Consider the following 19,618-nt stretch of genomic DNA (forward strand, 5'->3'; position numbering starts at 1 on the left):
CCTGTTCACCGTCGGCGGCGTCACGGGTGTGCAGCTCGCCAATGCCGGCCTCGACCGGGCGATGCACGACACCTATTACGTCGTGGCGCACTTCCACTACGTGCTGTCCATGGGTGCGGTGTTCGCCATCTTCGCCGCCTGGTACTACTGGTTCCCGAAGATGACGGGCTACATGTACAACTCCTTCGTNGCGAAGCTGCACTTCTGGATCACGTTCATCGGCGTGAACCTGATCTTCTTCCCGCAGCACTTCCTGGGCCTTTCCGGCATGCCGCGGCGCTATATCGACTATCCGGACGCCTTCGCCGGCTGGAACATGGTNTCNTCTTANGGNTCNTANCTNNCNGCCNTNGGCGTGCTGGTGTTCCTCTATGGCGTGATCGAAGCCTTCGCGAAGAAGCGCGTCGCTGGCGCCAATCCGTGGGGCGAAGGCGCAACCACCCTCGAGTGGCAGCTTTCCTCTCCGCCGCCTTTCCACCAGTGGGAAGAGCTGCCGAAAATCCGATAAGGAGCAATCGCGCGGCCTGGAGTACATACCGGGCCGCGCTAACTATGGGGCGAACGAGAAGACATGGCACTGGTTGAGCGCGAGCATATCAATGAGGAAGCGGGCCGCCTTTCAGAGGCGACGGCCGGTGACTTCATCGCGCTTCTAAAACCGAGGGTCATGTCTCTCGTCGTCTTCACCGCTTTCGTCGGGATGGTGCTCGCGCCGGCAAGCCCCAACCCGTTCCTGGCACTGATCTCGATCCTTGCCATCGCGGTTGGTGCCGGCGCGTCGGGCGCGCTCAATATGTGGTACGACGCCGATATCGACGCGGTCATGGCGCGCACGGCGACCAGGCCGGTGCCGGCCGGTCGTGTCGCGCCCGGCGAGGCGCTCGGCTTCGGCCTTTTCCTCTCGGCCTTTTCGGTCGGAACGCTTGGCTTGATGGCCAATTGGCTCGCTGCCAGTCTGCTGGCCTTCACGATCTTCTTTTATGCTGTGATCTACACGATGTGGCTGAAGCGCTCGACGCCGCAGAACATCGTTATCGGTGGCGCCGCCGGCGCCCTCCCTCCGGTCGTCGGGTGGGCAGCGGTCACTGGCTCTGTCAGCCTGGAAAGCCTGGTGCTCTTCCTGATCATCTTCCTCTGGACACCGCCGCATTTCTGGGCGCTCGCTCTCTTCAAGAGCGGTGACTACGAGCGCGCTGGTGTCCCGATGATGCCCAATGTCGCCGGGGCGGCCTCGACGCGCAGGCAAATCTTTGTCTATTCGGTTCTGGTCGCGATCAGCGGTGTTCTGCCCACGCTCATGGGATTCGCCAGCCTCCCATACGGTCTCGCCGCAGCTGTCCTCGGCATCGCCTTCGTCTGGTACTCCTGGCGCGTGTTGGCGGCCAAGGGGCAGGACGTTAAGTCGCGGCCGGAGAAGGCGCTTTTCGGCTATTCGGTTCTCTATCTCTTCGCGATCTTCGCTGCCCTGCTTTGTGACGGCCTGATCGCGCATTTTGGAGCCTGAGATGCCGGATGAAGATCGCGTAAAGCCTACCGAGGCTCAGTTGAAGGCGCGGCGCAGCCGCTCGATTGCCATCGGGCTTGCGTTGGTTGCCTTCGTGATCATCGTCTATCTGGGGACCCTGTATAAGCTGGGCCCGGCCGTGTTCGACCGGGCGATGTGAGGACGAGATGACGACCCCTACCAAATCGGAACCTAAGCACGATCGTCGCAACCGCGGCGTGGCCTTGACCTGCGCCGGTGTTTTTGTAGCCATGGTCGGCATGTCCTACGCAGCCGTGCCGCTTTACCGGCTGTTCTGCCAGGTTACGGGTTATGGTGGGACGACGCAGCGTGTCGAGCAGTATTCCGACACGATCCTCGACAAGACCATCACCGTGCGTTTCGATGCGAACACGAACGGCGTTCCCTGGGAGTTCAAACCCAAGCAGCGCGAGGTCACGCTCAGGATCGGCGAGACGACGGAGATTTCCTACATCGCCCGCAACACAGCGCCGACCACGACGACCGGAACAGCCACCTACAACGTGGCGCCCGCGCTCGCAGGAGCCTATTTTAACAAGGTTCAATGCTTCTGCTTCACCGAGCAGGCGCTTGAACCCGGACAAACCTACGAAATGCCGGTGCAGTTCTTCATCGATCCGGAAATTGTAAATGTACCGGAATTGAAGAACCTGAAGACGATCACGCTTTCCTATACCTTCTATCCAAAGCATCAGGAGTCGGCGCAAGCGCCGGCAGCGGATGCGGCAAAGACCCAGAAGCTCGGGGGATAAAATGGCAGATGCCCACGTAAAAAAACATGATTATCACATAATAGATCCGAGTCCCTGGCCGTTCATCGGCTCCGTCGGCGCGCTGGTCATGGCGCTCGGTGGCGTGGCGTGGATGAAGTCGCTCCAGGGCACGTCTTTCCCGATCTTCGGGATCGATCTAGCGGGAGCACGCTTCTGGATCTTCCTGGTTGGTGTCCTGATCGTTCTCTACACCATGTTCTCCTGGTGGGGCGATACAATCAGGGAAGGGCAAGAAGGCCATCACACGCGTGTCGTTTCGCTGCACCTGCGTTACGGCATGATCATGTTCATCGTCTCCGAACTGATGTTCTTCGTGGCATGGTTCTGGGCGTTCTTCGATGCGAGCCTCTTCCCCGGCGATCCCGTGCAGATAAGCCGCGCCGAATTCACCGGCGGCACCTGGCCGCCCCAGGGCATCGAGGTGCTCGATCCGTTCCACTTGCCGCTCTACAACACGATCATCCTGCTGCTCTCGGGCACGACGGTGACCTGGGCGCACCACGCGCTGCTCGAGAACGATCGTAAGGGCCTTGTCACCGGCCTCGTCATCACGGTCGCCCTCGGCGTGCTCTTCAGCTTCGTGCAGGCTTACGAGTACATGCACGCACCGTTCAGCTTCAGCGATTCCATTTATGGCGCAACTTTCTACATGGCGACCGGTTTCCATGGCTTCCACGTGCTGATCGGAACGATCTTCCTGGCCGTGTGCCTGCTCCGGGCCATGGCAGGGCAGTTCACGCCGAAGCAGCATTTCGGCTTCGAGGCGGCTGCCTGGTATTGGCATTTCGTCGACGTGGTTTGGCTGTTCCTCTTCGCCTTCATCTATGTTTGGGCGTCGTCGGGTGCCACGATCGCGCACGTCTAAGAACAGCTGATGTTCTGCAAAGGGGGCGGCCGCCGATATGGCGGCTGCCCCTTGCTTTTTCGGAATACAGGCGGGATGACGGCTTTCGGAACAAGCAACGGTGCCTCTGCACGGCAAATCATCCCCGCGGCACGGGTTTTCTGCGATGGTTCGGCTATGTGCCGCGTCGTCTCTGGCTGATTGCCGCTGGCACGATCGAGGCCCTTGGATGCGCGGCAGCGCCGAAGACTCTCAAGAAAGTGGACAACTGGAATGAGCATCGAACGGAAAGGTGGGAGGCGGTCGGCATGGGTCTTGCTGGCCTTCAGCATCCCCATGCTGCTTATCCTTCTGGCGCTCGGCACCTGGCAGGTGCAGCGCCTGCACTGGAAGGAGGGTCTTCTTGCCCGGATCGATGAGCGGCTCGCCGCCGAACCCGCGCCCCTGGATGAGATGCTGGGACTTTACGAACGAGGCGAGGACATTGATTACAGCCCCACGGTCTTGTCGGGGACCTTCCTTCACGACCGGGAGCGGCATTATCTGGCCACATGGAAGGGACAGTCCGGTTTCTTCGTCCACACGCCGCTGAGGCTCTCCGACGGGAAATACATCTTCGTCAATCGCGGCTTTGTGCCCTATGACCGGAAGGATCCTGCGACACGTTTGCAGGGCCAGGTGGGGGGTGAAACCGAAATCGCGGGCCTGGCGCGCATGGCGCCTGCTGAAAAACCGTCCTTTCTTGTCCCCGACAATGATCTCGCCAAGAACATCTTCTATTGGAAGGATCTAACGGCGATGGCGCGCTCGGCGGGCCTTGAGCAGGCCGAAGTCTATCCTTTCTATGTGGATGCGAATGACGCGCCGAACCCGGGCGGTTTGCCTGTCGGGGGCGTGACGCTGATAGACCTTCCCAACAATCACCTGCAATATGCGGTCACGTGGTACGGTTTGGCATTTGCGCTCGTCTGCGTTCTCGTCGCGTGGTTCTGGCGGCGCAATGATGACCGTGGCCAGGCTTGACAGGGAAGCCCGCCCGCTCCCACTTACCGGGCGACGAACAGGGGAATCGAATGAGCACGGATAGACAGGCACTGACGATTAGACTCTGCGGGCCGCGCGGCTTTTGCGCCGGCGTGGACCGGGCCATCCAGATCGTCGTGCTCGCGCTTAAGAAATATGGCGCCCCGGTCTATGTGCGGCATGAGATCGTCCACAATCGCTATGTGGTCGAAGGGCTGCAGCAGCGCGGTGCAATCTTCATCGAGGAGCTGGACGAGATTCCGGATGGCCATCGCGAGCGCCCGGTCGTTTTTTCCGCCCATGGGGTGCCGAAATCCGTCCCCGCCGATGCAAATGCGCGCAATCTCTTCTATCTGGATGCTACCTGTCCGCTGGTTTCCAAGGTGCACAAGCAGGCGATGCGCCACCAGCGTCTGGGCCGCCATGTGCTCTTGATTGGCCATGCCGGCCATCCGGAGGTAATCGGCACGATGGGGCAGTTGCCTGATGGAGCCGTCACGCTGGTCGAGACCGTGGATGATGCTGCTTGGTTCGAACCGCCAATGGGCGTCGAGCTTGGCTATGTCAGCCAAACCACGCTTTCGGTCGAGGACACGGCCGAGATTATCGCTGCGCTGGAACAAAGGTTCTCGAATATTCATGCGCCTGCGGCTGAATCGATCTGCTACGCCACGACCAACCGGCAGGACGCGGTAAAGGCGGCTGCGCCGGGCTCGGATCTGTTCCTCGTGGTCGGCGCGCCCAACTCCTCCAATTCGCGCCGCCTCGTCGAGGTGGCGGAGAGGGCTGGAGCCAAGCATGCACTGCTGGTACAGCGCGCGTCGGAAATCCCGTGGGACGATATCGCAGACCTTTCGGTGCTCGGACTTTCCGCCGGCGCCTCGGCTCCTGAAATCATCGTCAACGAAATCATCGAAGCATTCGCCGAGCGTTACGACGTCTCCGTCGAATTGGCGGTCACCGCGGAAGAACTGGAAAATTTTCCGGTGATGCGTGCCTTGCGCGACGTGGAACTGACAAAAGCCGACATGGCCTTCGTCAATGGGATGGGGTAGGGGCAGCATGGTTCTTGGCGGAAACAATCTGGCGAGAGACGCCGCTTTTCCACGTCGCCCGGGCGTGTTGTAGCCATGGCTGTCTACACCGACATTTCCGAGGAAGAGCTCGGGGCTTTTCTGCGTCATTATCCGGTCGGCGAGCTCCTGTCGTACAAGGGCATTGCCGAAGGCACAGAAAACTCGAACTATCTCCTGCACACGACGACTGGCGCCTATATCCTCACGCTCTATGAACGGCGGGTAGACAGCCGCGACCTGCCGTTCTTCCTGGGCTTGATGGAACATCTTGCCAGAAAGGGAATATCATGCCCCCTGCCGGTGAAACGGCTTGACGATGGGCTGATCGGCGAGCTTGCCGGTCGCCCTGCCGCCGTCATCACGTTTCTTGAAGGCATGTGGATGCGCCGGCCGAATTCGCAGCATTGCAAGGCGGTGGGCAAAGCGCTTGCGGGGTTGCACGAGGCGGCAGAGGATTTCCCGCTGACGCGCGCCAATTCTCTGGGCCCGGATGGCTGGCGTCGACTCTGGGAAGGCGCGCGAGCCCGTGCCGACGAGGTCGAGCCCGGATTGGCGCGGGAAGTGGATGCCGAATTCGAGATACTCGAGAGCAACTGGCCGAGGGATCTGCCTTCCGGTGTCATCCATGCGGATCTCTTCCCCGACAATGTCTTTTTCCTCGGCGGCGAGCTGTCCGGGCTGATCGACTTCTATTTCGCTTGCAATGACCTTTTGGCCTACGACCTTGCAACCTGCCTAAACGCCTGGTGTTTCGAGAAGGACATTTCCTTCAATCTCACCAAAGGGACGGCGCTTCTGGCGGGCTACCAGTCCATGCGGCCGCTGCGGCGGGAGGAAATCGAAATGCTGCCGCTGCTCGCGCGTGGATCGGCACTCCGCTTCATGCTCACGCGCCTCTATGACTGGCTGACCATTCCGGATGGCGCGTTGGTGAAGAAGCGCGATCCGCTTGAATATCTCCGCCGCCTGCGCTTCCACCGGCAGGTGAAGTCGGCATCCGAATACGGGATCAAGCTCGCGTGAAGCACATAGAGATATTCACCGACGGCGCCTGCTCCGGCAATCCCGGTCCCGGTGGCTGGGGGGCCGTTCTGCGCTATAACGGCGTTGAGAAAGAGCTTTCCGGCGGCGAAGCGGAAACCACGAACAATCGGATGGAGCTGACGGCGGCAATCCAGGCGCTGAATGCGTTGAAGGAACCCTGCGAGGTCGATCTTCACACGGACAGCAACTATCTGCGTGACGGTATTTCCGGCTGGATCGAAGGCTGGAAGCGCAATGGCTGGCGGACGGCGGACAGGAAGCCGGTCAAGAATGCCGAGCTATGGCAGGCCTTGGATGAGGCGCGCCGGCGCCATAAGGTTCATTGGCATTGGGTGCGCGGGCATGCAGGGCACCCGGAAAATGAGCGGGCGGATGCGCTGGCGCGCGCCGGCATGGCGCCGTTCAAGAAGAAACGGGGCGGCGACACAGCTGCTTCATTAGAAACAAATACGCGTCGCCGCTCCGGTGAATAATCAGAGCTGCTCCAGGATGCGTGCTGCCCCACTGGTCACTGCCTGGCCGGGCACTTCCTCTATGTTGAGTGCCGTGACCACGCCGTCATCGACGATCATCGAATAGCGCTGCGAGCGCAGGCCCATGCCGCGTGCGGCAAGATCGAGATCGAGGCCGATCGCCCGCGCGAAATCGCCGCTTCCGTCCGCCAGGAACACCAGCTTGTCTTCGGCGCCCGTGAACCGTGCCCACGCGCCCATGACGAATGCGTCATTGACCGCTATGACCGCCACTGCGTCGACCCCGCGCGCCTTTATGGCATCGTAATTCTCCACGAAACCGGGCAGGTGGTTGTTGCTGCAGGTCGGCGTAAATGCGCCGGGGACGCCGAACAGAACAATTTTCCGGCCGGCGAAGAAATCTGCCGTGGTCACTTCCTCGGCGCCATTGGGCGTCGCCTTCCTGACCGTGATGTTGGGCAGCCGTTCGCCAATTGAAATCGTCATGCGCTATCTCCTGGGCCTAAAGGGCAAATATTACTTCCCGGAAGGAAGGTGCTGTGTGCGGGCGCACCATAGGCAATCGGTCAGGGAAGAGCAATTTGCCCTGCAACGGCCTTCTCCCCCGCCACCAGCGTATAACCTATCTCAAGCGGGCCTTTCAGAGCGGCAGCCTCGCCAAGCGCCTGCGAGGTGAAGATCGCCGTCTTTCCCTGCCGCTTCCGAAGCTCCGGCATGGTGATCTGCACGTGTTTGGGCGGCACCACGAAAAGTGCCGGAGCTCCAGGCTCGTCCGGCAATGTCACATGGAATTCGATCTGCGACTCCGTCCGGGAGGCAGTGCTCACGCCGAAATCGGCACGCGCGACATCCGGCAGTGCCGCAAAAGCAGCCTCCACCGTGATCGCATCGGCGGGATTGTCAGGATCAGCGCCTGCATCGAAGGAGAAAGGAATCTCCACAGGAACGCAGATTGTTTCGCAAATGCCGAGAAAAAGCGTTCCCTCGACGATGCCGGCCATCTCAGCCTGCGGGAAGTCGAAGACGACCGGCAATGTGACGGGGTGCTGATACCCTGCCCAGATCGCGTAAGCGTCGCTGATGCGCTCGGGCGCGGGAAAGAGAAGCTCGACGTGTCGGGTGTCGGAGGTGGGCGCGAGGTTGATTTCAGGCGGCACGCCCGCTTCCCCGGGAGCCTGCCAATAGGTTTTCCATCCCGGCTTCAGATCGATCTCCAACGCGCCGCGAAGCGCTCCGTCCTCGTCGCTGAGACCGGAAGTCACGATGCGGATGGCGCCCCCGTCGCTCTTCAACCACGGCGTAGACGAAGCTGCGGCGGGCGCGGCGGAAACGGCAAGACAGGCGAGGAGAAAGGGCAAGCGATGGAGCATGGGCGCGACAATGGCTTTAGAAGATCACAATTGCAACGAGCGGAGACGGGGTGCGTTGCTCATTTTGATGTGAATGCACCGGTCGCTGCATGTCACGTCTTTCAAGCTTCACCGAAAGCGGCTAGGTTTGTGCCATGGTACAAACGATCAGCGCAGACGCTGCTGGCCACGGAGCCACGCTGCAGAACCACTTCCTGATAGCCATGCCAGGCATGCGGGATGAAAGGTTCGCGCGCTCCGTGATCTATATGTGCGCCCACAATGCCGAAGGCGCCATGGGGATCATCATCAACCGCGGACAGCAACTGGGTTTCACGGATATCCTCGTGGAGCTTGGCATTCTGGATCGGAGCCAATCCATCCGCTTGCCCGCGCGCGCACGCAACATTTCCGTTCGCAGCGGTGGACCAGTCGACCGCAGCCGCGGTTTCGTGCTGCACAGCGACGACTATGTCGTGGAATCCTCCATGGCCGTGTCCGAGAAGATCTGCCTTACCGCCACGGTGGACATTCTGCGTGCTATATCCATAGGGAGAGGGCCAAAACAGGCATTGATGGCTCTCGGTTATTCCGGTTGGGGCGCGGGGCAACTCGAGGCGGAGATCGCCGACAATGGCTGGCTTGCCTGCCCGGCATCGCCGGACCTTCTGTTCGATGCGGAAATCGACACGATCTACGACCGTATCCTTGCCTCCAACGGCATTGACCTTCTCCATCTAAGTCAGGTGGCGGGACACGCATAAGCAGTCCAGCTGGCAAGGAGCCCTCGGCCGCTGCGATAGATGTTGCTCAAGCAGCCTTATGCGGTTCAATTTCCACCGTCAGATGCGACAGCTCATGGAGATGAGAAAGTTTCTGGCGGTAGAAGGAGGGCGGCCGGACGTTTTCTGTGACGACAGAAACGATCGCGGCGTGATGCCCGGGTCCCACCTGCCATACGTGGAGATCTGCGATATGGTCCCCGTCCGCTTCGATCGTTTCCCGAATTTCTCGCGGCAGCTCCTCATCCTCCGGAATATAATCAAGGAGGACGCCACCGGCTTGATTAATGAGACCCCATGACCAGTGGGCAATAACAGCTGCTCCCACCACGCCCATCACTGGATCGAGCCATATCCACCCGTAAAGACTGCCGAAAAGAAGCGCGACAATCGCCAGCGCCGACGTCAACGCATCAGCCAGGACATGGAGATAGGCTGCGCGGATATTGTGATCGGTGCCACTGCGTCCATGCGCGTGGTGGTGGTGGTGCTCGTGCCCGTGATGGTGGTGAGAATGGTCATGACGGAGCAGCCATGCGCTGGCGAGGTTCACCGCCAGGCCGGCAGCGGCGACAACAATGGCTTGGTTGAAGGAAATCTGAACGGGATTGGCCAGGCGAAGAAGGCTTTCATAGCCGATGAAAAGGGCGATCAACGCCAGGATGATTGCGCTGGCAAAGGCGGCAAGATCGCCAAACTTGCCGGTGCCGAATGTGAAACGGGGATTCCGGGCATGCTTGCGGGCGTAAAAATATGCGCCGGCCGCTATAAGCATGGCGGCCGCGTGCGTGGACATGTGAAAACCGTCGGCCAGCAATGCCATTGAACCGAAGATCAGGCCGGCGCTTATCTCGACGACCATCATCGCCGTCGTAAGAGCGATCACGAACCACACGCGCCGCTCGTTACGGCCATGGCTTTCGCCCAAGAAGATGTGGTCGTGGCCACGCAATTCGGAAGGACGATGCCGTTCCATCAAAGCCTCATTTCATATAGGTGCGCAGAACCGCTATGAGTTCCGCCGCCCCTTCAGCTTTGGCGGAATCCGTCTCTTTGTCGGGATCCACCACATGAAAGCGGATGTGATCCTCGATAAGTTCAAGCGTCAGTCCGTTCACCGCGCCCCGAACGGACGCAATCAGTTGAAGCGTTTCGCCACAGGGTGCATCACCCTCGAGTGCCCGCTCGATTGCTTCGATCTGCCCGCGCAGCCTGCGCACCCTCGCGACCAACTTCGCCTTGTTCTTTTGTAGATGAGCCATAGGATAGGAGGGTACCCTATATACCCCGGCCCAGCAAGTAGCGTGATGGACGGTCCATTACGCAGACATCAGGCAAGCGACTGCAGGGATAAGGACGAAGGCCCGTTTTGCTCACTTCGGCAGGCATTGGCTTTGTTGTCGGCTGAGCAGGAGCAGCGGCGCTAATGGCCCTAGGTCTCAGGCAAAATCTTTACGCCAGAATGCTCCGATCCAGCCCGCTAGGCTAGCTCGCGGTGACCGGGTTCTGCTCCGTCAGAAGCTTCAGGCTCGCCTCGGCGTCGGCCGGCTCCCCGAGATAGAAGCTTTGGCCATATTCGCAGCCCATCTGGCGCAGCTGCGAGAGATCAGCTTCGTCAGCCACGCCCTCTGCAACAACGGAGAGCCCGAGGTCATGCGCCATGGTGATCATGGATTTGAGCAGCACATTGCCCTTGGAGCTCGGATCATTGAGGAAGGTCTTGTCGATCTTGATTGTGTCGAACGGGAAGCGGGTGAGATAGGAAAGGGAGGAGTAGCCGGTCCCGAAGTCGTCCAGCGAGAGCCCGATGCCGATCTGTTTCAGCTTGGCGAGCACATGGGCGGACTGCTCGGGATTATCCATGACCACGGATTCGGTCAGCTCCAGCCGGAAGCAGCGCGGCTTGATGTTCGCTCGTGCGATGATGGAGCGCACGTCGCTCACAAGGTCCCGGCGGATGAACTGCCGGCTCGATAGATTCACGGACATGAAGAGCGGCACGTCTCCAAGCTGCTTCTGCCAGGAATAGAGGTCCTCGGCCGCCTGCTGCATGGCGAACAGACCAAGCTGCACGATCAGGCCCGAGCTTTCGGCGATCGGGATGAAATCCGCTGGCGGGATGGTGCCCCGGCGCGGATGGTCCCAGCGCAGGAGAGCCTCGAAGCCGGCAACGGTGCCATCCTCCAGCCGCACGATTGGCTGGTAGGCCACACGAAGCTCCTTGCGGTCCACGGCCCGGCGGAGATCGGATTCCATTTGAAGACGGTCTGCACCGATGGAACGGAAGGCCGGACGGAAGGGCTCGATGCGATCGCCGCCGAACCGCTTTGCCTGGTACATGGCCAGTTCCGCGTCCTTGATCATCTCTTCCGCCGAGGTTTGGACCGTGGTCCAGGACACGAGCCCGATGGAGGCGGTAAGGATGATCTCCCGCTTGGCGAAGGTGATCGGCGATCGAATTGCAAGGCGAACCGCATCCGCCACGGCGGCGATCTGCGCCGGCTCCTGCTCCGAAAGAACCATCATGGCGAACTGGTCGCCAGCCACGCGGGAGAGCGCATCGCCGGGTTTCAGGATGCGATGCAGGCGCCGCGCGATCGTCAGCAGAATAGTGTCGCCCGCGGAAATGCCGAGTTCGTCATTGACATGCTTGAAGCGGTCGATGTCGATGACCAGGACGGTCGGACGAATTTTCCGCTGCTTGCCGGCCATGGCAATCGTGGCATCGAGCCGGTTGAGGAAAAGCTCACGGTTGGGCAAGCCGGTGAGGTTGTCGTGCACCGCATCATGCAGCAGCCGCTCCTCGGCCTTTTTCTGCTCGGTGACGTCGACCATCGTGCCCACGCAGCGGATCACCTCGCCATCGGACCCCACCACCGGGCGGGCCCGCAAGGCCAGCCAGTGATAGTGCCCGTCCGCCCCGCGCAGCCGGAAATTCTGTGCGATACGCCCGCGCCGATGCTCCAGCACCATGTCGAGCGTGGTGCGGAAAGTGTCGCGGTCATCCGTGTGAAGCAGCGGCAGCCAGCTTCGAGCGGGACCGTGCAGCGTATTGGCGGCGAGACCAAGTTGCTTGCTGACATCGGGCTTGGTGGTGACACGGTCGCGCAGCACGTCCCAGTCCCAGACGATATCGCCGGAGCCGCTGATGGCGAGCGCCTGCCGCTCCATGTCGCTGAACAGCCCCTGGAAGATGGCGCTCCCGGACAGCGCGTGCTGCATCACGGTGAAACCGATCAGGAGGACGATGAGGATAAGGCCGCCGCTGATCGCAGGCTGCAGGATATCGTTGTCGAGCGTGCCGGTTACGGCCATCCACGCGCCGCTCAACCAGACCAGCACCATGAGCCAACTGGGCACGAGCATGATCGCCCGATCGTACCCCTGCATTCCCAGATAGGCGATGAGGCCGAGACCGATGATGGCGGTGGCTGCAAAGGAGATTCGCGCGATTCCGGCCGCGATCGGTGGATCGAAGACGGCGACACCCGCGATGATGACAAGCCCGAGGATCCAGCCCAGCATGCCGTAGCTGAAATGGTTGTGCCAGCGCGCCAGATTCAGATAGGCGAAGAGGAAGACGACGAATGTCGCCGCCAATGCCACCTCCGTGCCCGCTCGCCAGAGCTGTTCCGTCCCCGGCGAAATGTCGACAATGCGCGAGAGGAAGCCGAAGTCGATCGAGATATAGGCAAGGATCGCCCAGGCAAGGGCCGCTGTGGCCGGGAACATGGACGTGCCCTTGACCACGAAAAGCACGGTCAGGAAAAGCGCCAAAAGGCCGGCGATGCCGATGACGATGCCGCGGAAGAGCGTATAGGAATTGACCGTGTCCTTATAGGCGGCCGGGTCCCAGAGATAGACCTGGGGAAGATTGGGCGAGGAAAGCTCAGCCACGAATGTAACCACAGCCCCCGGATTGAGCGTGACGAGAAACTCGTCGGCATCGCTGCTCGGCTGACGGTCAAGGGCGAAGCCTTCGGAGGGCGTGATTGCGGCGATCCGCTGAGAGCCGAGATCCGGCCAGACCAGGCCGGAGCCCACCAGGCGGAAATGCGGCGCCACGATGAGACGGTCGAGCTGCTCGTCGGTGGTGTTTGCCAGCGCGAAAACGGCCCAATCGCCGGTCGAACGCGTGTCCTGCGCCTCCACTTCGATGCGGCGTACGATGCCATCTGCACCGGGAGCCGTGGAGACCTGGAAGTTTTCCCCCTGGTCGCGATAGATCTCAACAGCTTTCGAGAGGTCGAGAGCGACGTCTTCGCGCGAGATCTTGATGGGCTCAACCGCCGAGGCTGGCGCTACGCCCAAAGCCAGCACAAGCCATGCCAGCATAGCCATCGCCGTCAGCATTGCCGGTTTCAACTTCAGCAAACTCAACCCCGTCCTGGTGGCGCCTGATGCTCGCCGGCAATCAGCGCGTAAAGGTGATGGTCCTGCCAGACGCCATTGATACGCAAATAGGACCGCAATAGCCCTTCGCGCTGGAATCCGGCTTTTTCAAGCAGGCGCATCGAGCGCGTATTGCTGGGAATACAGGCCGCCTCCAGTCGGTGCAACCTCAGCTGTTCGAATGCGAAGGGGATAATGAGCCGAAGGGCTTCATGCATGAGGCCTTTGCCGGCGTAGCGCTCTCCCATCCAGTAGCCGATGCTTGCAGACTGCGCCACGCCATGACGGATATTGCTGAGCGAGATGCCGCCCGCAAGCCGGCCTTCGGCCTTTTCGAAAACGAAGAAAGAAATGCCCGTGCCCTGTTCGTAATCGTGTTTGCTGCGTCTCACGCGGTGGCGGAACGCGGCCCGGGAAAGCTCGTCGGGCGCCCAACGCGGCTCCCAGGGCTCGAGGAAAGCGCGGCTTTCGGCGCGCAAAGCGGCCCATTCGGCATAGTCCTGCCAACCAGGCAGGCGCAGCCGCACCCTTTGGCCTTCAAGCGCCGGCAGATCTCGGCGAAAGAAGGGAAGCTGGAACATGAAGCGCTCTAAACGGCGAGCTTCCGCAGCGTCGGACCGGGCGTAATCAACGTATCGCGAATGGCTTCGAACGGGGCAAGCGACCCCACGGGACCGATGGCCGCCACTGTCGGCTTGGAAGAGAAAAGACGATTGGAAAGATCCGCCAATCGCTCCACGGTAATGCCGGCAAGACGGTCCATGAGTTCCTCGGTTTCGATGGGGCGCCCGTAAAGCAGCAGCTGGCGCGCGATCTGCGAGGCCCGGCTTGCCGGGCTTTCGCGAGACATCATCAGGCCTGCGCGGTACTGCGCCCGCGCGCGGTCGAGTTCGGCCTGCTCGATCTTCTCGCCGGCCTTCTGCAGTTCACCCAGGATCACCGGCATCAGTTCGCCCAGGTCGCTTTGCCCGGTTGCGGCGTGCACGCCGAAGACGCCGGTGTCGGAGAAGCCCCAATGGAAGGCATAGACGGAATAGCACAGGCCGCGTTTTTCCCGCACTTCCTGGAAGAGGCGCGAGGACATGCCTCCGCCAAGAACCATCGACAGCATCTGCGAGGCGTAGAAATCGCGCACATGATAGGCGCGGCCTTCGAAGCCCAGGATGATCTGGGCATCCATCAGGTCGCGATGCTCGCGATAATCGCCGCCGACATAGTTGGAGTATTGCGGAACTGCGGTATCGGTCTTGTCGCGGAAGCTCCCGAGCCTCATCTCGACCTCCCGCACGAATTCGTCGTGGCTCACGCCACCTGCCGCAACGACGACCATGCGGTCCGCGCCATATTGGCGCTCCATAAAACGGCGGAGCTGGTCGGAGGTGAAGGATTCCACCGTATCGGGGGTACCGAGGATCGAACGGCCGATGGCCTGATGGCGGAATGCGGTTTCGGTGAACCGGTCGAACACGGCGTCATCAGGCGTGTCATGCGCCGCGCCGATTTCCTGCAGGATGACGTTCTGCTCCCGCTCGAGCTCATGCGGGTCGAATTTGGAATCGGTCAGGATGTCGGCGAGGATGTCGATGGCAAGCGACATGTCGTCCCTGAGCACCCTGGCATAAAAAGCCGTGGTCTCGACGCTCGTGGCGGCATTGATCTCGCCGCCGACGTCTTCGATGTCCGTAGCGATTTGAAGGGCCGTGCGCTTGGTCGTGCCCTTGAAAGCCATATGTTCGAGCAGATGAGCGATCCCGTGCTCTTCTTCCCGCTCATTCCGCGATCCGGATTTGACCCACACGCCCAGGGCAACCGATTCGAGATGCGGAAGGGTCTCGGTTGCAACCGTCAAGCCGTTCGACAGACGGCTTACCTCTACGCCCATATGTTACTCGCTTTCTATCCTCCCGCCCTTGCGTGGCGGCTTATATGATCTTCCACGATTTTCAGGTCCGAGGGAAGGACCGTGTAATTCTCCGTGCCCTCCATCAGCCCGCTCAGCCACTGCGGAAGGGCAGGCGATGTTCCGCAGGCCTCCGCCACCGCTTGCGGGAATTTGGCGGGATGCGCGGTCGAAAGCACGACCATGGTCTCACCGGGCTGCATCTGCGCACGAGCGACCTTGAGCGCTGTCGCCGTGTGCGGGTCGGCGAGATAGCCGCTCTCCTCAAGGGCAGAGGCGATCGTGGATGCGGTCTCCTCCATGCTGGCACGGCCGGCGGCAAACCCGGCGCGAATCTCCCGAAGCGTGCTGTCCCTGAGGGTGAAGCTGTCCGATTGTTTCAAGCCTTCCATATAGGCCCGGGTCTCTTCCGCCTTCCTCCCGGATGCCTCGAAGAGCAGCCGTTCGAAGTTCGAAGAAATTTGAATATCCATCGATGGCGAAGTTGTGGCGACAACGGGGCGGGTGGCGTATCGGCCCGTGTCGAGCGTACGCGCCAGAATGTCGTTCTCATTGGTGGCGATGATCAGCCGGTCGATCGGGAGGCCCATGCGCTTGGCCGCGTAACCGGCGAAGATGTCTCCGAAATTTCCGGTGGGCACGGTGAAGGATACGGAGCGGTCGGGCGCGCCCAACGAGAGCGCCGAGGTGAAGTAGTAGACGATCTGGGCCATGATGCGGGCCCAGTTGATCGAGTTGACGCCGGAAAGCGACATTCGGTCGCGGAACGCGTGGTCATTGAAAAGCGCCTTCACGAGCCCCTGGCAATCGTCGAACGTGCCTTCGATCGCAAGCGCCTGCACATTCGCGGCCCCGGAGGTGGTCATCTGGCGCTGCTGCACGGGTGACACGCGGCCATGAGGAAACAGAATGAAGACATCTGCCCGGCTCGATCCGGCAAAGGCGTGGATCGCCGCTCCTCCCGTGTCGCCGGAGGTGGCCCCCACGATGGTGACGCGTTGCCCACGCTCGGAAAGCAGGTGATCCATGATGCGCGCCAGGAACTGCATGGCGACATCCTTGAAGGCCAGCGTCGGCCCATGAAACAGCTCCAGGACGAATTCGGTCGGGCCGGTCTGCACAATGGGGCAGACCGCGTTGTGGCGAAATGTGGCGTAACTCTCGTCTATGATCCGCTTCAGCGTCGCGTCGGGGATCTCGCCGGCAACGAAAGGCTGCATCACGGCGAAAGCCACATCCGCATAGGAACGACCGCGTAGGGCGCGGATCTCCTGCGGCGAGAATTGCGGCCATTCGCGCGGCACGTAGAGGCCACCGTCTCGCGCAAGGCCCATCAGAAGCACGTCCGAAAAGCCCAATGCGGGGGCCTCGCCGCGGGTACTCACATATTCCATTGCCATTCCTTCACTGCGCGCGAGAACCGCTTAGCAGAAAATAATCAACAGGCGGTCGAAATTTCACTGCGCCGTTGATATAGAACAGCGACCTTGTCCTAGAAAAGTGCAATCGGGGGCGTCCATTTGCTGAAGAAGGTTTTTGCTGCAGGGATGATCCTGGCCGGCTCCGCATTATTGTCTGCTTGTCAGTCGGGCGCATCGGGTGAAGGCGGGATCGGCGGTCAGTCCCCCGCCCAGCCGGCGGAAACGACTGGCGGTGCGGTGCGCGAAAGTGAATTGAGGGCCTACTGCCCCTCCGTGACTATTCGGGACGGCACGGCCTTTAGCACCACCTACGAGCGCGGCGGCGAAGAGGATCCAAATCGGGTCATCTACCTGTCGTCGATTTCCGAGACGACGCGGACCTGCAAATATGGCGCCGGCACGGGGTCCGTTACTGTCGCGATCGCCGGCAAAGTGGTGCCGGGACCGAAGGGACGCGCTGGCAGCATCACCCTGCCACTGCGGGTCGCTATGCTGAGAGGCGACCAGGTTCTCCATTCGCAGATCTACCGGCATCCCGTCTCGGTGACGGATGTTTCCGGCGCTACGCAATTCGTGCTGACCGTGCCCGACATCCCGGTTCCCGGCGGCATCGATCGTGGTGTCACGCTGCAGGTCGGCTTTGACGAGGGGAGCGGGCGGTAAGTTCCATACCGCCCTTTTTGAATTTCCAAAGATGTATTGGGGAGCAGGCCCTTCGTAACTGCAGAAGACGCTCCCGGCAGGGAGAATGCGCTTCACGCCTCAGACGAGGCACGGCGAATGTCAAGCGCTGGAACGCAAACAAAGGCGCGCAATCATGGGCGCCAACTTAGGCGTTGAACACGCCGAATCGCGGTGTGCTTCCTTGAGCAGATTCGATCGTCTGGAAGCGGCGCTTGTGACGGATCGATAAGGCTGTGACGGCCGCTCTGCGAAGGAGTCGGGCCCGCACAGCTATGCCGCACGGGCCCGTGTGTTTAGCTCAGGAAGTCAAGCAGGACCGTATCGAACAGCTCCGCTTCCTCGAGTTGCGGCGTGTGGGCGCTGCGTTCGAAAAGTGCGAGCTTTGGCATATCGCCTTCCGGAAGCAGCGGCAGCCACGTTTCTATCGGCGCCACCAGATGGTCGTGGCGCCCCATGCAGATCAGCAGCGGCCGCGTGAGTTCGGCCAGCGCGTCGCGGGTAGGATAGCTGGCGAAGACTTCGCCCCACAGCCGATCGAAGACGGGCATGTTGACGCCGACGCCGGCCCACAGCGCTGTCGCATCATAGGCCGGATCGAACCAGCTTCGCGCGGCCATGCCCAGGCACATCCAGATGAAGCGCCGCTCGGGTTCGACGGCGATGTGGATCTCCATAGCAGCCAGGTCGGCCGCCAGCCGGGCCTTGCGCTCGGGAGCCGCGAGGGCCTCCCATATCCGCGCTCCCGCCTGCATGTGAGCCGCCGAATGGCTTGGCCCGGTACCCACAAGGACAGTCTTGCGCACCCGTTCTGGCAAACGCCGCGCGAATTCCAGCGCCATATAGCCGTGACCGGAATGGCCGAGCAGATCGACTTGGCCGAGATCGAGCACGTCGCATATCGCCGCAATATCGTCGATCACGGTTACCAGTTCGGCATCGCGTGGTTCAAGCGGACGCTCCGCTCGCGCGAAGCCGCGATGGTCTATGAAGACGAGCCGCCGCCTGTTGCGAAGCCGGTCGGAGAAGGTGCGCGGATAGAAGACATGGCTGCCGACGATCAGAAGCGTCGGCCCCTGTCCCTCTATCGAATAGCCGAAGGAGAAACCGTCGCGCAGGATCGTGCCGCGCACTGCGCGGGTGTTCGAGGGATGAGACATCAGAACATATTCGCAAGGGTGTGTTTCCCTTGCGCTCCGTAATCGTGAATGCAGAAAACGGCCCTGCCTCTTATTGGCGGGCGGTGAATGTTCTGCGAGCTTCGCTAACGGATCAGTTTCATTGTCGTCCCATCCGGAATTGATCGGCTCATACATGCTCGCCGCGAACGGAACAAGGCCGCCCGCCCCCCGCAGCGGTAGCGGGCTGGACACGGCGAATCGCGAATGTGATTCCTCGGGCGGATGCGAACGATTGGGTGCCGTCGAAATCGTCCGGCCCGCTCCGGAGTCGAGGCAGCGCATTCCATTGGTCTTGACGCCGCGGCACGAGAGCAAACACAAGATCTCCACGTATCTCGTCAGCATCATGCGCGATGTCTGCGGTCCACCGGGACGACGCGGGAGAACTGCCGAGGCAGGGTCAGCGCTATATCCTTTAGTTCGTGCCTATGGGCGAAATGCCTTACCCCTCCGCCGACCATTCCGCCAGGGCGGCGAGGGTGGCCTTCAGATCAGCCATCCGGCTGATCGTGGTTTCCGCGCCCGCCTCCATCAGCATGGAGGCATGCCGGGGATGGCTGTGCGAAGCGCCCGTGAATCCGATCACGCGCATTCCCGCTGCCTTGGCGCCTGCGATCCCGTGCACCGAATCCTCGATCACGATCGTCTTCGCCGGATCCGCACCCATCTGCTCGGCGGCGTAGAGGAAGACGTCGGGTGCGGGTTTCGGGCGCTTGGTGGGGATGGCAAAGGAAGAGAAGATGACGTCCTCGAAGAAGCGAGCGAGATTCGTGCGCCGGAGCATGGCTTCGATTCGCTCTTCTCGGGAATTGGAACAGATGCACCGCTTCACCGAAAGGGAACTGATCGCTTCCGCCACCCCGGGAATGGCTTTCACCTCCGCCCTCAGCCTTTCGTCCACCCTGGCCTCCGCATGCTCGATGAGAGAAGCCTGGAAGAGCATCTGGGCCTCCTTCTCAATATGCATCATGATGTCCTTGAAGGTCAGGCCGGAATAGCGCTCAGCGAGTTCCTCCGCACTAATGTCGTAACCGGCTTCGCGCAGCATCTCCGCCTCGACCCGGGCGGCGACGATTTCGGAATCGACCAGAACGCCGTCGCAGTCGAAGATGACGAGATCAAGTTGAGACATGGTGACACTTCGCGGAAAATGG

The 19,618-nt window shown here is 61.2% G+C and carries 21 protein-coding genes; 11 read left to right on the forward strand and 10 right to left on the reverse strand.

Going from position 1 to position 19,618, the window contains the following annotated elements; genetic code table 11:
- The 9 genes from CHEJ32_RS25630 to rnhA form a co-directional block, all read left to right on the forward strand.
- The coding region (locus CHEJ32_RS25630) for a cbb3-type cytochrome c oxidase subunit I (RefSeq protein ID WP_034658897.1) at positions 1–508 on the forward strand (508 nt) is incomplete at its 5' end.
- A gap of 63 nt (positions 509–571) precedes the next feature.
- The gene (locus CHEJ32_RS0120865; protein ID WP_028035512.1) at positions 572–1,504 is read left to right on the forward strand and encodes a heme o synthase; all 933 of its coding nucleotides are present in this window, start codon (positions 572–574) and stop codon (positions 1,502–1,504) included.
- A gap of 1 nt (position 1,505) precedes the next feature.
- Positions 1,506–1,664 carry a hypothetical protein gene (locus CHEJ32_RS27485; protein WP_198023898.1) on the forward strand — a complete coding sequence of 53 codons (159 nt, stop codon included), beginning with the start codon at positions 1,506–1,508 and terminating at the stop codon, positions 1,662–1,664.
- Between the two features lie 7 nt (positions 1,665–1,671).
- A complete protein-coding gene (locus tag CHEJ32_RS0120875; protein WP_028035513.1) occupies positions 1,672–2,277 on the forward strand; it encodes a cytochrome c oxidase assembly protein in 606 nt (201 codons plus the stop codon).
- Between the two features lies 1 nt (position 2,278).
- On the forward strand, positions 2,279–3,163 hold the full coding sequence (locus CHEJ32_RS0120880) for a cytochrome c oxidase subunit 3 (protein ID WP_028035514.1): 885 nt from the start codon (positions 2,279–2,281) through the stop codon (positions 3,161–3,163).
- Between the two features lie 252 nt (positions 3,164–3,415).
- Positions 3,416–4,165 (forward strand): SURF1 family protein, encoded by a 750-nt coding sequence (locus CHEJ32_RS0120885; RefSeq protein WP_028035515.1) that lies wholly within the window; start codon positions 3,416–3,418, stop codon positions 4,163–4,165.
- A 50-nt stretch (positions 4,166–4,215) separates the two neighbouring features.
- Positions 4,216–5,220 (forward strand): 4-hydroxy-3-methylbut-2-enyl diphosphate reductase, encoded by a 1,005-nt coding sequence (ispH, locus tag CHEJ32_RS0120890; protein WP_028035516.1) that lies wholly within the window; start codon positions 4,216–4,218, stop codon positions 5,218–5,220.
- A 75-nt stretch (positions 5,221–5,295) separates the two neighbouring features.
- On the forward strand, positions 5,296–6,264 hold the full coding sequence (locus tag CHEJ32_RS0120895; RefSeq protein WP_028035517.1) for a homoserine kinase: 969 nt from the start codon (positions 5,296–5,298) through the stop codon (positions 6,262–6,264).
- Complete coding sequence (gene rnhA, locus CHEJ32_RS0120900; RefSeq protein WP_028035518.1) at positions 6,261–6,758, forward strand: ribonuclease HI; 498 nt, start codon at positions 6,261–6,263, stop codon at positions 6,756–6,758. Before CHEJ32_RS0120895 ends, rnhA begins: the two co-directional genes overlap by 4 nt.
- Here the strand turns inward: rnhA and CHEJ32_RS0120905 are convergent, their stop codons facing one another.
- Both CHEJ32_RS0120905 and CHEJ32_RS0120910 read right to left on the reverse strand, forming a co-directional pair.
- Positions 6,759–7,244 carry a peroxiredoxin gene (locus tag CHEJ32_RS0120905; protein WP_028035519.1) on the reverse strand — a complete coding sequence of 162 codons (486 nt, stop codon included), beginning with the start codon at positions 7,242–7,244 and terminating at the stop codon, positions 6,759–6,761. It lies immediately after the preceding gene.
- An 80-nt stretch (positions 7,245–7,324) separates the two neighbouring features.
- Positions 7,325–8,128, reverse strand: a complete 804-nt coding sequence (locus tag CHEJ32_RS0120910; RefSeq protein ID WP_028035520.1) for a protein-disulfide reductase DsbD domain-containing protein — start codon at positions 8,126–8,128, stop codon at positions 7,325–7,327.
- Between the two features lie 134 nt (positions 8,129–8,262).
- Between CHEJ32_RS0120910 and CHEJ32_RS0120915 the strand changes: the two genes are divergently transcribed.
- Positions 8,263–8,871: a YqgE/AlgH family protein gene (locus CHEJ32_RS0120915; RefSeq protein ID WP_034658898.1), complete on the forward strand. Its 609-nt coding sequence runs from the start codon at positions 8,263–8,265 to the stop codon at positions 8,869–8,871.
- A 46-nt stretch (positions 8,872–8,917) separates the two neighbouring features.
- On the opposite strand, the gene dmeF is transcribed toward CHEJ32_RS0120915, so the two are convergent.
- The 6 genes from dmeF to thrC form a co-directional block, all read right to left on the reverse strand.
- Entirely contained in the window at positions 8,918–9,865 is a 948-nt protein-coding gene (gene dmeF, locus CHEJ32_RS0120920; RefSeq protein ID WP_156936760.1) for a CDF family Co(II)/Ni(II) efflux transporter DmeF, read from the reverse strand.
- Positions 9,866–9,872: 7 nt separating this feature from the next.
- Positions 9,873–10,151, reverse strand: coding sequence for a metal/formaldehyde-sensitive transcriptional repressor (locus tag CHEJ32_RS0120925; protein WP_028035523.1), 279 nt, complete (start codon positions 10,149–10,151; stop codon positions 9,873–9,875).
- Between the two features lie 223 nt (positions 10,152–10,374).
- Positions 10,375–13,224, reverse strand: a complete 2,850-nt coding sequence (locus tag CHEJ32_RS0120930) for an EAL domain-containing protein (protein ID WP_156936762.1) — start codon at positions 13,222–13,224, stop codon at positions 10,375–10,377.
- Between the two features lie 41 nt (positions 13,225–13,265).
- Positions 13,266–13,862: a GNAT family N-acetyltransferase gene (locus tag CHEJ32_RS0120935; RefSeq protein WP_028035525.1), complete on the reverse strand. Its 597-nt coding sequence runs from the start codon at positions 13,860–13,862 to the stop codon at positions 13,266–13,268.
- Between the two features lie 8 nt (positions 13,863–13,870).
- Positions 13,871–15,163 (reverse strand): pitrilysin family protein, encoded by a 1,293-nt coding sequence (locus CHEJ32_RS0120940; protein ID WP_028035526.1) that lies wholly within the window; start codon positions 15,161–15,163, stop codon positions 13,871–13,873.
- A 14-nt stretch (positions 15,164–15,177) separates the two neighbouring features.
- Positions 15,178–16,575 carry a threonine synthase gene (gene thrC / locus CHEJ32_RS0120945; RefSeq protein WP_028035527.1) on the reverse strand — a complete coding sequence of 466 codons (1,398 nt, stop codon included), beginning with the start codon at positions 16,573–16,575 and terminating at the stop codon, positions 15,178–15,180.
- A 126-nt stretch (positions 16,576–16,701) separates the two neighbouring features.
- On the opposite strand from thrC, the gene CHEJ32_RS0120950 reads away from it, so the two are divergent.
- A complete protein-coding gene (locus tag CHEJ32_RS0120950) occupies positions 16,702–17,265 on the forward strand; it encodes a hypothetical protein (protein WP_051469826.1) in 564 nt (187 codons plus the stop codon).
- Between the two features lie 314 nt (positions 17,266–17,579).
- Here the strand turns inward: CHEJ32_RS0120950 and CHEJ32_RS0120955 are convergent, their stop codons facing one another.
- Both CHEJ32_RS0120955 and CHEJ32_RS0120960 read right to left on the reverse strand, forming a co-directional pair.
- Positions 17,580–18,443: an alpha/beta fold hydrolase gene (locus CHEJ32_RS0120955; protein ID WP_034658905.1), complete on the reverse strand. Its 864-nt coding sequence runs from the start codon at positions 18,441–18,443 to the stop codon at positions 17,580–17,582.
- A 463-nt stretch (positions 18,444–18,906) separates the two neighbouring features.
- A complete protein-coding gene (locus CHEJ32_RS0120960; protein WP_028035530.1) occupies positions 18,907–19,596 on the reverse strand; it encodes an HAD family phosphatase in 690 nt (229 codons plus the stop codon).
- Positions 19,597–19,618 lie beyond the last annotated feature (22 nt).

The sequence above is a fragment of the Chelativorans sp. J32 genome (assembly GCF_000518985.1).
GTDB lineage: Bacteria > Pseudomonadota > Alphaproteobacteria > Rhizobiales > Rhizobiaceae > Chelativorans.